The sequence below is a fragment of the Sporosarcina sp. YIM B06819 genome (assembly GCF_033485175.1).
Lineage (GTDB): Bacteria > Bacillota > Bacilli > Bacillales_A > Planococcaceae > Sporosarcina.
The window spans coordinates 126,763-140,868 of the sequence record NZ_JAWLIQ010000011.1 but is presented as its reverse complement, the minus strand read 5'-3'; the positions used below and the strand labels follow the sequence as shown (position 1 = coordinate 140,868).

Here is a 14,106-nt window from a genome sequence, read left to right as displayed (position 1 = left end):
TTTTTTAATTCACATGAAACTTGCCGTCAACCTCGACCGTCTCATAAATATTAATAAACGCATCTTCATCATGCTTACGCACAATTTTTTTCACATGTAGCGTTTCATAACGCGTAACGACCATCATTAAGATATCTTTTTTCTCTTGTGTATAGCCCCCGTAGCCCTCTGTAATCGTAATGCCACGATAGATGGAGCTGAGTAAATCATTGCGGATAAAGTCGCCTTTTGTGGTGACAATTTGCATCGTCAATTTCACATGATCCGTGAAGATAGTGTCAATCATTTTACCTGTGATATAGATGGATAGTAGAGTATATAATGCGATTTCCCAGTCGAAAACAAATCCAGAGAGCAGTACAATGACGCCGTTCATGCCTGTAAGGAGAAGGCCGATGCTAAAAGAACTTGTGCGGGAAACGATAATGGCGATGATATCCAAGCCGCCAGAAGTTCCAGAGTATTTAAGGATAAGACCTACTCCTAGACCGCCAATCCCTCCACCGAAAACTGTGGACAGCATGATATTGTCTGTCACTGCAACGACGGGTATTAGGTATAGGAAGGTCGAAAGTGATAAGACACAAACCATGGTGTTAATGGTGATGGTTTTCCCGAGTTTGTAGTAGCCTAAAACGATTAAAGGTAAGTTAAGCACTAGATTCAATATGCCGGTGTTAAATGGGGTAATGAGCCCGAGTAAAATGGCGATGCCACTTATGCCACTACTCAAAATCCCGAAAGGAACGAGGAAGCAGTTAAATGCAAAGGCAATAATAAGTGAACCAAGGACGACAATTAAGTTTTTCATAAATTGTAAATCTCCTTTCAACTTGCGTATATAAAAAAACTCGACCCTAACAAAGGGACGAGTTTGTGCTCGTAATTTTTCTCATGCATATTTTTGTTAGTATATGTTAATTTAACAGAGAAAAATGGGTGTGTCAATCTATGCTGTTGGGTTAGTGGAAAGATAATTAAAAGAGCATGAAAAAAGGTTAACTGGTGTAGAGAACCCTATAGGATACTGAATTGTCAGTAGAGGCAGAATAATTTAAAGTTAATAAAAACGGAAGTTTTAGTTTCCTTTTTATATAATGTTTTTCATTTTAAATAGCTCAATGTTTCCCAAGGTCTTTTTATTTCCTTTTATAAACAGTACGTGATTTGTTATACTTGTTTTATATGAATACTGTTAAAATTTATCAGGTTTACATTATATAGATGAAGAATAGAGGGCCGTCATGAAGACAATTACGATTAAAGAGATTATCCAAAAGTTTTCACTGGAAGTATTGAGCGGACATGACCAATTACATCGTATTATTAAAAGAACAAAAGTCCGTCGTCCTGGATTGGAGTTTATGGATAAGTTCGATTTCATTACAACAGAATATATCCAAATTCTAGGGAAAAATGAAGTTAATTATTTGCACACGCTAACATTTGAGGAGTGCAAGCTGAGGATTGCCAATATTGTTCAATATGATCCTCCTTGCATCATCATTACGTCTCAGCAAGAGGAGCCATTAGGTCTGGTTGAATACTGTACGGAAGAAAACATTCCTGTGTTACGAACGCGAGATTCGATGAGTGAGCTGACTGCGAAATTAGATGCGTATACGGTGAAAGCAATGGCTCCAGAAATTGCAGTGCACGGTGTTTGTCTCAATGTATCAGGGATTGGTATTTTATTGCGGGGGAAGTCGGGATTAGGTAAAAGTGAGACGGCACATACGCTGATTTGTCGTGGGCATCGACTTATTGCGGATGATATTGTCGTACTGAAAAAACTGAGTCCCCAAACACTTATCGGTACGCATGATGAAAAAAATAAAGAGTTTCTTGCCCTGCGCAGTATAGGCTTGCTAAATGTTGTACGCCTATATGGCAGAGCTGCTTTCCAAGAGGAAACGAGGATTGCATTGGATATTGAATTGACCCAGTGGGAGGATAATGCCCTAAATAACGAGTTGGAGTTGGAAACGAAGTTTGTGGATTATATGGGTGTTCAAATTCCATATATCCAAATCCAGCTTCAGCCAGGGCGCGATATTGCGAGCTTGATCGAAGCGGCGGCGAATAATTGGTATCTTCACCAACAAGGCTATAGTGCTGCGGAGGAATTCATCAAACGGATTGAAGAGGAAATGTCGGAGTAAAATAGGTCCCTCGCTCTAAAGAACTTTTTAGAATGAGGGACCTTTTATTATTTATTCCAATAAACCAACCATCTTCAGCCCATTGACAATACCGTCTTCGGTTACATTTGTTGTGACATGTTTAGCTGCTTGTTTTGCTTCTTCATGCCCGTCGCCCATTGCAACGCTATTGACAACGGTTTTGAGCATTTCGACGTCATTTAAGCCGTCACCGAATGCATAAATATTTTCAGGGGCAATGCCTAGCTGGTCGATAATTTTTTGAATGCCTTGTGCTTTCGAACCACCAGCAGGAATGATGTCGACCGCGAATGGATGCCAACGGACGAAATCGAATTCGGGATATGCATTTTCGTATTCTTTGTCCTCGGGATCCTGGCAAAATAATAGTGACTGATAGAGCTCACGTCCTTCATGAAATGCTGGATCGTGCGCTGGGAAGTGGCTGATTTTCAACGATTGGATACCAGCTAATATATGTTCATGGTCCAGTGTGTTTGTTTTCATATCTTCATGGTTCATGTAGACAATTGGATGCTTACGTTCTTCTGCGAGGTCTGCTAGACGAAGAAGTGCCTCGTTATCGAGAGCATTTTTATAGATAGGTTCGCCTTTAAATACGACATATTGTCCATTGTAGCTGACGAATGTTTCAATCCCCAGCTCTTCTAGTAATTCTTCAAACATAAATGGCGCGCGTCCTGTGGCAATCGCCACTTCATGTCCTTTCTCCTGTAACTGGAGAAGGGCTTTTTTGGTTGAAGCGGGTAGTTTTTTATCGTGATCATATAAGGTTCCGTCTATATCGAAGAAAATAATTTTTTGGCTCATTTGATGCTCCTTTGAACTTTATTTGTTGGGTATAGCTTAACAAACATTGTTTAATAGAACAATTGAATCGTCTAGTGAGCAAATTAAAACCAGGCCGATTGCATGTCGGCCTGGTTGGGTAACCATCTTAACGCATTGTAATATTGGTTATGATGATGCCTGCGATAATCATGCAGGCCGCTAAAAGACTAAGCCACATGGATTTGTCGGGGTTGTCAGGTCTGTGGTCTGTATCGTGCAAAATGATGCGCCTTCTTTCGATTGGTTGATATACATGTACTATTCCCTTACGTGGAATGAAATAAACGGTTTTTTAAAATAGATACCTTCGTTTGACGACGTAAGTGAGTTCCGAGTAGGGAGTGTCGAGAGGGGAAGCGGGGAGTAAATAGAGAAGATATCAAACTTCTGAAAAATGATATTTTTACACCGTTCTCTTGTGTATACATGAATAGATATGTTGTATACATCAATAGTAAACTTGTACACGTTAATGTATACATATGTACACATTAACGTGTACAAGTTTACAATCACGTACGCATACAGTGTTTAAAAGGGGAAGTGTCTATGTATACAAGTTTACAACTGTGCACACAATATTATATTTATGTGATAAGTAACTGAATAGTTTGACGTATGGATAAAATGTGGATACTATTATTTAGAAGGTAGATAGAATGATGGGGAGGATGATTTCTTTGACGGAAATTCGCATTGCGGCAATTGATGTAGGAAATGATTCATTGAAAGCGATTTTTGGGAAGTTGGAAGTTGAACTCAAGATCCCAAATGTAATTGCACAGGATATTGCAGATCGGCCAATCATCGGAATTGAAGAGTTAGACAGCCAAGAGCCTACTGATGGCATTCATATTCGATTGCACTCTCCCACATTACAAGATAACAACGCGATTTACCGTGTCGGGAATTTAGCGACAAAAAGCGGGAATTCAACTGAGTTAGATCCAGGGAGCAATAAATCCGAGGAGGATCAAACCCTTGTGATGTTGTTTGCTGCACTAGCATTAGACGCGGCACGGGATGAAAATAAAACAATCTTTAGACGTTCAAATAATGTAATTGAGGCCACCTATACGCTTGGAACAGGACTTCCGCTGCGGGAAGTAAAGGAAGGGAAGGATGTTGGTTATCGTTCTCAATTGCTGGGCTCTGTTCACCAAGTGGAGTTTTTGGTGACGCCGAAATATCAAGGTCTAAAAGTGAATATTAAATTTGAAGAGGTAAAAGTATATCCTGAAGGCTTTGCGGCATTTATTAATCTCGTGATGGATAATGATTTAAATATTATTAATAAAGAGCTGATTGATAAGCGAATTCTGATTCAAGATATTGGAGGATTATCGACAGATGTTGCGGTGATTAAGAATCGCAAAGTGGATGATGACAAGGCACAAGGTTTCAATTTGGGTGTTTCGGAGTCACTTGATGCCATTCGTGAAGAAATTTACGCAAAACACGGCGTAGAGCTGGACAGCCGTCTTGACGTTGTAGAAATTATTACAAGAAAAAATGACCGGAATCATATTATGGTAAAAGGCAGCCGGACAAGCGTCCATGATATTGTAGATCGCATCCTCTTGGATTTAGCAAAAAAGCAATATCGCCATTTACGGAATATCTGGCAAAGAAACTCGCAATCGGAAATTTGCTATTTTATCGGCGGGGGCTCCCTTGTTTTAAAAGACTACCTAAAAGCTTTAAATAATAGCTTAGATGGCTATAACATTGATTTCTTTGAAGATGAAAAAGAAAGCGTTTGGATGATGGCCAATGCTTATTATAAATTAATTTCCGATTTTGCGAAAAAAAATCGACAAGTTATACAACAAGAAGAGAAATTGGTTAAAGCAAAGTAGGGTGATAGCTCGTGACAGAAACAGGAATAAAAAGGGGTCAACCCATTACGTTTCGCATCCCATCTGATGCATCTGATCATGTATTAAGGCAGCTGCAACAGTTAAAAGAAGTTGAAAGAAGAAACTTCTCCAGCAGAATTGCTGAATTCGTAATCGACGGCGTTAATGAATCTCTTTTAAAGCATAGGGAGGCTATCATGATCCCTCTTCCGAAAGGATTAACGAAAGCGCAACGGGACTGGTTGAAGCATGAACATTCTGAAGCGCTATTAGGAAGTATCGTGTATCAGCTACTATCTGATCCAATCCGGACAGCTACCCTTTTTGCATCACTGAACAGTAATGCAGGAGAAAAAGAGGATTCCTTCTATCTTCAGGAAGTAACGAGTACGACCGAAGATCACGTCATTGGCATCGAGACGGATGATGATGATCTAGATAATTTCGATTGGCAATTAGTAAAAGAAACCGAAAGCGTGCCTACCGAAGAAGAGGATGAAATGGATCCCCTTGCGGATTTTCTCGCCCAAATGAATAAGTGAAATGTAAGCCAAGGTGTCTGCGTGAGAGACAATTGTGATTGTCTTTCACGTAGGTGCTTTTTTGCATTCCATCTACCACTAATAAAACCTTTACGTCCGAGACGTTGTATAAAGATCTTTAGTAATTATAGATTTAGAAAGTAACGGTATTAAAGGAAAGTGGCGAAAGGGATACAATGCGGGAAAAATATTTTGAACACCATTAATTCCAATGCAATGAATACCCCAAAAAATGTTTGTTTTTATAAGGTAGATATTGAAGTGTCGATAGCAATTCGAAATTGAACAGGAAGCTTTTATTCTTGAAGAAACGGAAGGTGATAGCTGTGAATAAATTGAATTTCAATCCTTTTCCAACCTTAAAAACGGATAGATTGCTGTTAAGGCAACTTGTGATGAATGATGATGAACGTATCTTTCATTATCAATCTAATGAAGAGAATTTTAAATTTGTAGATATGCCGATTTATACAAGCGTAGAAGAGGCGCAAAACTATGTTACTAAAATGAATGCGGGTGTAAGTAACAACCAATGGATTATTTGGGGTATTGCCGATGCAAAAACAAATTCAATTCTTGGAACCATTTCAATTTGGAATATATCAACAGAACAATCGAAAGCGGAATTAGGTTTCGGGCTTTTTCCAGGAAGTTCGGGAAAAGGGATTATGAGTGAAGCGCTAGTAAAAGTCGTTGAATATGGATTTGAAGTCATGGGACTTAAAACAATTGAAGCGTATACGAATGCAATGAATCATAAATCAATTGCACTTTTGGAAAGAAATCAGTTTACCAAAATAGCTTCATTTATTGAAACGGAAACATCGAATGGAGTCCCAATGGAAATGGTGGTTTATGGATGCTGCCAGGTACGAAAATAATTATCAAGTTCGTAATAAAGAGGAATGTTTGAGTACCGCTTATACAAGAACTTTTACGAGAGAGTAGGGGTGGTTATATGTTCATCATTAATACAGAGGCTGCGATTTATAGGGATGGAAAATATTTGATTTGTAAACGAAGTGAGAAGGAAGAACATGCTGCCGGAATGCTTTCGCTTATTGGCGGCAAGGTGGAGGTTGAAGGTTTTTCGACGGATATTTTAGAGCGCACGGTTGTCCGAGAAGTGGCTGAAGAGGTTGGAGTGATTATCAACCGTAGACCGCGGTATGTACATAGTTCAAGTTTTGTAACGGATACAGGAATTCATATTGTGAATATCAATTTTCTTTGTGAAGATGTTGAAGGAGAACCATATGCTGTAAGCGCTGATGAGGTGGAGGCTGTGTATTGGATGACGGCTAAAGAGGTATTTGCGGAGGTGGAAGCTCCAGACTATTTGAAGGAAAGTATTGGGAGGGCAGAAACTTTACGAACTGGGGCGAAAATTTCATGGAGAAAATAATTTACATCGTCCGTCACTGTTCTGCAGAAGGTCAACCGCCGCATGCGGATTTGACAGCTGAAGGTGTTTTGCAGGCAGGAGAGCTCGCAAAGTTTTTTGACGGGATTGAGATCGATTGCATGATTACGAGTCCGTTTAAGCGGGCGCTGCGCACGGCTTGGCCAATTGCGGAAAGGAAAAAACTGCATGTGCAAGTGGATAGTCGGTTGACAGAGCGTGTGCTAAGTTCACGTGATTTAGAAGATTGGTTAGTGAAGCTGGAGGATACTTTTTCCGACCTCCATTTGAAATATGAGGGTGGGGAGTCTTCTGGTGAAGCGATGTCCCGTGCGTGTAATGTGGTTGATGAGCTTGGGGATGGTTCTCGAACTGTGCTTGTCACGCATGGGAATTTGATGACGTTATTGTTAAAGCATTATGATAAGCGGTTTGATTTTGAGAGGTGGCAAGCGTTGTCGAATCCGGATGTGTATCGGGTGCAGATTACTGATGACGAGGCTGATGTGAAGAGGATTTGGAATTAGTTTTTAGTAAACAGAATAGTATGATATACTAAAGATACTTTAATTGAGAAGGGAATGACGGGTGGACGATGGATAACTAATCTTTGATTCCGAGAAAACGAATTTTTTATTCACACGGAAAATAGGATTAGTCTGTCCATTTTTAAGTCATTTCCTTACTCATTGCGTATGCAACGGGTTTTTTAGGGAACTTTTAACTTGATTCAGCAGAATTTCACTGTCGAATCAAGTTAAAGCCTTCGGCGGATGTCACAGATTTTGAAGGGAGTTAATTAAGTTTTGCTCAATTCAAAATCTGGACGCAAATACGCCAAGGTGTATTTGATTTGGACGAATAGCGACTGATCCTTCCGATACTTTTTTCGGAGGGATTTTTTTTGTCTCTCCGCACATGGAGGAATGGCTATGCTTTTAGGAACATTACATCAATTATCAGTTGCGCACGGTGAAACGGTGATTTTGGATCGGTTGTCTGCGGATATACCGGAAGGAGCTTGTATTGCAATTGTTGGCGCGAATGGTGCAGGGAAAACGACGCTGTTATCGTTGTTAGCGGGAGAAATGTTGCCGACTTCGGGCTCGATTGGTTGGAGTGGTAAGGCGCCGTCTGTTACGTATTTTAGGCAGGAGCAGGAAGACGAAGGGACGCCGGATTGGGAACGAGCGGAGACGCATTTGTTCCGAAAGAAATGGAAGGTGACGGAGCGAGCGCAATATGTGTCTGCCAGTGGTGGGGAGCGGATGAAGATGCGGCTTGCTGCAGCACTTGCGGATGACAGCCAACTTGTATTGTTGGATGAACCGACGAATCACTTGGACAGTGATAGTTTGGAGGAATTGATTCGGATTATTTGTGAAGGTAAGCGGACGTATATGATTGTTTCGCATGATCGGCATTTCATTGACAAGACGGCGGATGTTGTTTTTGAGATTGAGCATGGTAAATTGACGGTGTATACAGGGAATTATTCGGATTACAGGGATAAGAAAGCGTTGGACCGAGAGATTCATCAGAAGCATTATGAACAGCAGCAGCGGAAGATTGCGCAAGTGGAGGAACAGATTGAGGAGTTAGGAAGTTGGTCTGCGAAGGCACATGCGGAATCGGCGAAAAAGGGCGGAAGGACGATAGGGGCTAAGGAATACTTTCGTATGAAGGCGAAAAAGCGGGATGTGCAAATTCGCTCCAAGCAGAAGCGGCTAGAAGGCAAATTGGAGAAAAATCGTATCGACAAGCCGGAGGATGAAATAGGCGTGTCTTTTGACGTCAAGGGGCGCAAGAAGAAAGGCAAACGAGTACTGGAGTTGAAGGGCGTTCGAAAGGTCTTTGGTGGGCAGGAGTTGTTTGCGGATGTGTCGTTTACAGTACAGGCTGGTGAACGGATTGGTCTTGTTGGTTCCAATGGTGCAGGGAAATCTACACTATTTCGGATGATACTTGGTGAGGAGATGTATGACGGAGACTTGTGGACAACGGCAGGGATGACGATGGGTTATTTAAGTCAGACAGTGCTTGATTTGCCGGAGGAGTTGACGATGGCGGAGTACTTTTATGTGGATACGTTTCAGGCGCGAGGATTGATTCGCACTAAATTGATGAATCTTGGGTTTACGAAAGAGCATTGGCATTTACCGCTGTCTGCGTTAAGTATGGGGGAGCGCGTGAAGGTGAAGCTGATGCAGTTTATCCTTGAAGGGGTGGATGTATTGATATTGGATGAGCCAACCAATCATCTCGATTTGCCTTCAAGGGAGGAGCTTGAAAAAACATTGGAATCGTTTCCTGGAACGCTGTTGTTTGCCTCACATGATCGTTATTTTACAGAACGGATGGCGGACGGTTTACTGGTGTTTGATAAGGGGACAATACGGAAAGTGCCGCTAACGTTGGCGGAATGGCAAGCACATGGGACGATGGTGCAGCCGGAAGAGTCGGCGCAGGAGCGGTTGCGTCTGGAAACGGAATTGCAGGCTGTACTTGGACAGCTGAGTTTAAGGAAGGCAGGTGATAAGGAGTACGTTGAGCTAGATAGGGTTTTTAATGAGCTGAGTAAGCGGTTGAGAGAACTATAGGAAGAAATTTAAATTTTTGTCGGGATTATATATGATACCGTCAATAGTAGAAGAACTCGTCTGAATCGTATGTACGTTTTATTTCGATTGTGTATAGCTTAACCAACATCATCTCTTAGAACAATTGAAGTACTCATCATAATATTGTAAGAAGCCTGATTGTCGGGTACACTTACAAATAAAATCGGCTTGCGAAACAGGGGGAATTGTATGGATCATTTGCTGAAAAGCCAGCTGGATCTGCTAGCAGGCTATGATAATGTACTTGTCGTTAACGACCAGGGAGAAACGCTATATTATGATGTTGCTGATTTGGCGATTCTTGTGAAGCTTGGTCATCGTCCGGAAGATTTCATTGGTAAAAAGATACTGAGTTTTTATACAAATCTATCTGAAGAAGAAAGTACAATCATGACTGTGCTTCGGACAGGAAAAGCGATGATGGATGTGGAGCAGCGTCTGGCTACAAAAACGGGAATATTCTATACATCTAAAAGTTCTACTTACCCGATTATAGAAGATGAGAAGATTATCGGCGCGATTGAGTTTTCCTCTCACTTTTTCGATAAAGATCATATTCAGCATTTTGAGGGATATGCTGGTCATCCGATATATAGAAAGAATGGTACGCAGTACACGATGGAGGATTTAATCGTCGACAGTTCTGTTATGGCTTCGCTGAAAGAGCAACTGCAGCGCATAGCGAAGAGCGATACGACAATTTTACTGTACGGTAAAACAGGGACTGGGAAAAACGTGGTGGCACAAAGTCTACACAATGCGAGCAGTCGCTTTGCCGCTCCTTTTGTGACGCTCGACTGCGGCGCACTATCGGGGGAAGTGATGGAACGGGTGTTGTTTGGACTGGCGGATCATGTGCTCCCTGGTATGCAGGGGAGTCCGGCGATTTTCGAAAAGGCTCAAGGGGGAACGCTGTTCTTGGATGAAGTGAACGTGCTGCCGCTGGATATGCAGGCACGTCTACTGAAAGTAATCGGAGAAAAGCGGGTACGGCGGATCGGTGGAACCGAAGAAATTTTGCTTGATTTACGCGTTATTTCTGCAATGAATGAAGACCCAGAAGAGCTCGTCAGGAACAAGCGGCTACGGGAAGATTTTTTTTACCGATTGTCCGTCCTTCGGGTGAACTTACCTGAACTAAAAAATCGTCAAGAGGACATTCGTGCGTTCGTGGATCATTTCATCCGCTTCTACAATAGTAGGATGGATATGCGTGTAACTGGTGTTGAAGATAGTGTAGTTGAACGGTTTTTGGCGTACAGTTGGCCAGGGAATATCCGCGAACTTCGAAATGCCATCGAATCCGCATTCAATCATGTGAAAGGTACCCTGCTCACAGCGGAAGACTTCCCGCCCGAATTCAATCCAGGTGATCGTTCTACTGATACGGCTGAAACTAAGAACGTGGCAAGCAATTTGCGTGATACGCTGGATAATTACGAGCGATTGCTCATTCAAACAGAATATCAAAAAGCGGATGGTGTGCTTGCCGAGACCGCACGGAAGCTAGGGATTTCTAAACAGTCGCTGAAATACAAACTCGATAAATATGGGCTACGGCTATAATTTTTACGGGGGAGGGGAAAATTTTCCCCTCTTTTTTAGTTGGCTTTATGAGTATATAGTGAATTGTATCAAATATTCTTACTACAAACTGTAAGCGATTTCAAAGGAGTGTACATTATGAGTCGACAGGTATCCCATACATTTATTTTAGGTTTTGCATTATTTGCACTTTACTTCGGTGCCGGAAATCTGATTTTTCCACCTTCCATTGGGCTTGCAAGTGGATCAGAGTGGATTTCCTCTTTACTCGGATTCTCTGTAACTGGTATCGTGCTTCCCCTACTTGCTGTGTTTGCAATTTTGCAGGCTGACGGCAAGTTTGAGAACTTGACCAATCCGATTAGTCCTTGGTTTTACACAGTGTTTAATTTACTGCTGATGGTGGGTATTGGTGTGTTTGTTACAATTCCACGGATGGCGGCAACTACCCATGAACTCGGAACGGCGGCGTTATTACCAGGTACACCTCCTGTAGTGACGATTATCCTATTTTTCGCCATTGCGTTTTTCTTTGCCAAAGACGAGTCTAATGTCATCGACCGAATCGGCAAGTATTTGACGCCGGTAATGGTGCTTCTTCTTTTATTCATTGTTGGCAAAGGTATTTTTTCTCCATTGGGTACTCCGACAGACACGGGAATTACGCAGGCTTTTTCGAAGGCATTTGTCAATGCGTATCAGACTGGGGATGTCATTACAGGTATTCTATGTGCCCCAATCTTTCTCCTTGCAATCCGGCATTATGGCTATAAGGGTAAAGAAGCGAAAAAAATTGCGCTCAAGTCAATTGTCATTGCTGGAGCAGGACTTCTAATTGTATATGGAGGTCTGCTATATATTAGTGCAGGTGCAAGTGGACAGCTTCCAGCGGATATTGAAAGCACTATGCTTGTGAAAGAATTAATTGGCCGCCTTCTTGGTGGTGGCGGGTCTGCTGTACTAGCCGTCGTTATTGCACTTGCTTGCCTAACATCAACAATCGGTGTTGTTGCAGTTATCGCGGAGTTCTTAACGAAACTTGTCAATCATCGTATTACTTACACGCCTTGGGTAGCCATCATTTGTATCGTATCTGCATCTGTGGGTACGTTGGGCGTAGAGAAGATTATTAACTATACGATATGGATTTTCACATTGCTGTATCCGATTGCCATTGTACTCGTCCTGCTCGGTGTATTCCATAAGGTCATCCTGTATGCAGGTATTTACAGAGGAGCGATCCTCATGACGTTTCTTGTTAGTGCATTTGAGACGCTTGCAGGGTTTGGAATTGGTGATGCATTCATTCTAAAAACGCTCGGGTTTTTACCGTTTGGTACAAGCGGATTTTCTTGGCTAGTTCCGGCAATTGTGGGCGGTGCTGTCGGATGGGCATTGGATTTTTACTGGGGCGGGAGAAAGCAGGTTTCTGAGCAAACAGTCTCTGACGAAACAACTACAGATAGCGGAAGGTGACATCATGATACAGACAAAACGTACAGTTTTCTACAATGCAAAGATTTTTACAGCAAATCCGGATGCGTTATATGCAGACGCATTTAGTGTGAAAGATGGAGTTGTTGAATGGATTGGTAACCATTCTGCTCTACCGTTTTCTTTGGAAGGTGGCATGAATTTAGAAGGTAGGACAGTCATTCCGGGAATCGTCGATGCTCATTTGCACCCCGTATACGTAGCGGATTTCGCTAAGCAGATTCCGTGTATGGCACCTGTCACAAATTCTATAGAAGAACTAAAAGAGCGAATTCGAGAGCGTCGAGGTGAGCAGCAGGCAGGGGACTGGATTGAAAGCTGGGGCTATGACGAAGGCAAACTTATCGAAGGACGTGCGCCAAATCGTCATGATTTGGATGAAGCATGCTCGGATTCACCGGTTGTCGTGACGCGAACATGTGCACATATTATTTCGGTCAACAGCAAGGCACTTGAAATAGCAGGCATTGACCGGAACACACCGGATCCGAAAGGTGGCCAGTTCGAGCGGGATGAAAACGGCGACCTGACGGGCATTATACGTGAAATTCCTGCCCAGAAAGCTGTAAAAGACCACATGCCGAAATTGACGCAAACTGAAACTGCAAAAATACTTGTCGAAACAGGCAATGACCTAGTGACGCACGGGATTACTGCTGTGACGGAAATGATGGCGTTACATGACGGGACATATGATTATTTGGAGATGTATGAGGAGGCACGTAGCCTTGGATTCAATCATGACACAGTCATGTATTACACGTTGGATGAATTCAAGAAACTTGATGCTGCTACGTGTATCAATCATGAGGCATCCATCCGAATCGGTGGTATCAAGTTGTTCTCGGATGGCAGCGTGTCTGGGCGTACAGCGTGGGTATCTGAACCGTTTAAAGGAAGCCGAGATGAGCATGGGATTGCGACGACGACTCGCGAAGAGCTGACGGAAGCCGCGGATCTTGCTGAACGCTATGGCATCCAGCTTGCCGTTCATGCAATGGGCGACAATGCGATTGACTTGATTACAGAGACGTTTGCAGATCGTAAGCCTTGGCTGGAAGGCAAACCATCCATCCGAATCGAGCATGCAGCAATGCCTACGGAACGAGCACTGGCAATTGCCCAACAGACAGGGATTGCCTTTGTGCCGCAGTCGATCTTTTTGTTCGCAGAAATCGAGAGTTATTTAACGAACTTAGGAGAAGGCCGAACCGAGTCATCTTATCCAATCAAAACATTTTTAGAGCGTGGTATTCAGACGGCGTTATCATCAGACGCCCCTGCAACGTCTTGGGCAGATCCGGTCAACCCATTTGCAGGTATTCAGTCGGCCGTGACACGTACGGCATACAATGGGGTGGATACGGGACAGTCGGAATGTATTGATGTAGAAACGGCAGTTGCACTCTATACGCGAGAAGCGGCAGCTGTTTGTGGACTGGAACGTCAAGGGATGCTGAAAACGGGGTTTAAAGCCAATTTTGCTGTGCTTGACCGTGATTTGTTCACCATACCTGAGGAGGAAATCGGGGACGTATCTGTGTATGAAACGTACATGGATGGAGAAGTTGTGTATCAGATGATAACTTAAGTAGTTTCTAGCAGACTAAAACAAGTGTTATGGTCCAT

The 14,106-nt window shown here is 42.6% G+C and carries 12 protein-coding genes; 10 read left to right on the top strand and 2 right to left on the bottom strand.

All coding sequences use genetic code 11. The features are described 5' to 3' along the window. Window positions 1-4 precede the first annotated feature (4 nt). The gene (locus tag R2B72_RS09385) at window positions 5-811 is read right to left on the bottom strand and encodes a YitT family protein (protein ID WP_318616227.1); all 807 of its coding nucleotides are present in this window, start codon (window positions 809-811) and stop codon (window positions 5-7) included. Window positions 812-1,244: 433 nt separating this feature from the next. Here R2B72_RS09385 and hprK point away from each other — a divergent pair, with 433 nt between their 5' ends. Beyond that, on the top strand, window positions 1,245-2,162 hold the full coding sequence (gene hprK, locus R2B72_RS09380) for an HPr(Ser) kinase/phosphatase (RefSeq protein WP_318616225.1): 918 nt from the start codon (window positions 1,245-1,247) through the stop codon (window positions 2,160-2,162). A 51-nt stretch (window positions 2,163-2,213) separates the two neighbouring features. Here the strand turns inward: hprK and R2B72_RS09375 are convergent, their stop codons facing one another. Continuing rightward, window positions 2,214-2,993, bottom strand: coding sequence for a Cof-type HAD-IIB family hydrolase (locus R2B72_RS09375; protein ID WP_318616224.1), 780 nt, complete (start codon window positions 2,991-2,993; stop codon window positions 2,214-2,216). A gap of 701 nt (window positions 2,994-3,694) precedes the next feature. On the opposite strand from R2B72_RS09375, the gene R2B72_RS09370 reads away from it, so the two are divergent. The 9 genes from R2B72_RS09370 to R2B72_RS09330 all read left to right on the top strand — a co-directional run bounded on the left by R2B72_RS09370 (window position 3,695) and on the right by R2B72_RS09330 (window position 14,068). Next, a complete protein-coding gene (locus R2B72_RS09370) occupies window positions 3,695-4,873 on the top strand; it encodes a ParM/StbA family protein (protein WP_318616223.1) in 1,179 nt (392 codons plus the stop codon). A gap of 11 nt (window positions 4,874-4,884) precedes the next feature. Next, window positions 4,885-5,415 (top strand): hypothetical protein, encoded by a 531-nt coding sequence (locus tag R2B72_RS09365; protein ID WP_318616222.1) that lies wholly within the window; start codon window positions 4,885-4,887, stop codon window positions 5,413-5,415. A 302-nt stretch (window positions 5,416-5,717) separates the two neighbouring features. Next, window positions 5,718-6,296 (top strand): GNAT family N-acetyltransferase, encoded by a 579-nt coding sequence (locus tag R2B72_RS09360; protein WP_318616221.1) that lies wholly within the window; start codon window positions 5,718-5,720, stop codon window positions 6,294-6,296. Between the two features lie 77 nt (window positions 6,297-6,373). Continuing rightward, window positions 6,374-6,820, top strand: a complete 447-nt coding sequence (locus R2B72_RS09355) for an NUDIX domain-containing protein (RefSeq protein WP_318616219.1) — start codon at window positions 6,374-6,376, stop codon at window positions 6,818-6,820. Next, on the top strand, window positions 6,808-7,344 hold the full coding sequence (locus R2B72_RS09350) for a histidine phosphatase family protein (protein WP_318616218.1): 537 nt from the start codon (window positions 6,808-6,810) through the stop codon (window positions 7,342-7,344). The genes R2B72_RS09355 and R2B72_RS09350 overlap by 13 nt, the downstream gene beginning before the upstream one ends. A gap of 405 nt (window positions 7,345-7,749) precedes the next feature. Then, on the top strand, window positions 7,750-9,417 hold the full coding sequence (abc-f, locus tag R2B72_RS09345) for a ribosomal protection-like ABC-F family protein (RefSeq protein ID WP_318616217.1): 1,668 nt from the start codon (window positions 7,750-7,752) through the stop codon (window positions 9,415-9,417). 210 nt (window positions 9,418-9,627) lie between these two features. After that, window positions 9,628-11,004 carry a sigma-54 interaction domain-containing protein gene (locus tag R2B72_RS09340; RefSeq protein WP_318616216.1) on the top strand — a complete coding sequence of 459 codons (1,377 nt, stop codon included), beginning with the start codon at window positions 9,628-9,630 and terminating at the stop codon, window positions 11,002-11,004. A 117-nt stretch (window positions 11,005-11,121) separates the two neighbouring features. Beyond that, the gene (gene brnQ / locus R2B72_RS09335) at window positions 11,122-12,459 is read left to right on the top strand and encodes a branched-chain amino acid transport system II carrier protein (RefSeq protein WP_318616214.1); all 1,338 of its coding nucleotides are present in this window, start codon (window positions 11,122-11,124) and stop codon (window positions 12,457-12,459) included. 4 nt (window positions 12,460-12,463) lie between these two features. Continuing rightward, window positions 12,464-14,068 carry an amidohydrolase gene (locus R2B72_RS09330; protein ID WP_318616213.1) on the top strand — a complete coding sequence of 535 codons (1,605 nt, stop codon included), beginning with the start codon at window positions 12,464-12,466 and terminating at the stop codon, window positions 14,066-14,068. Window positions 14,069-14,106 lie beyond the last annotated feature (38 nt).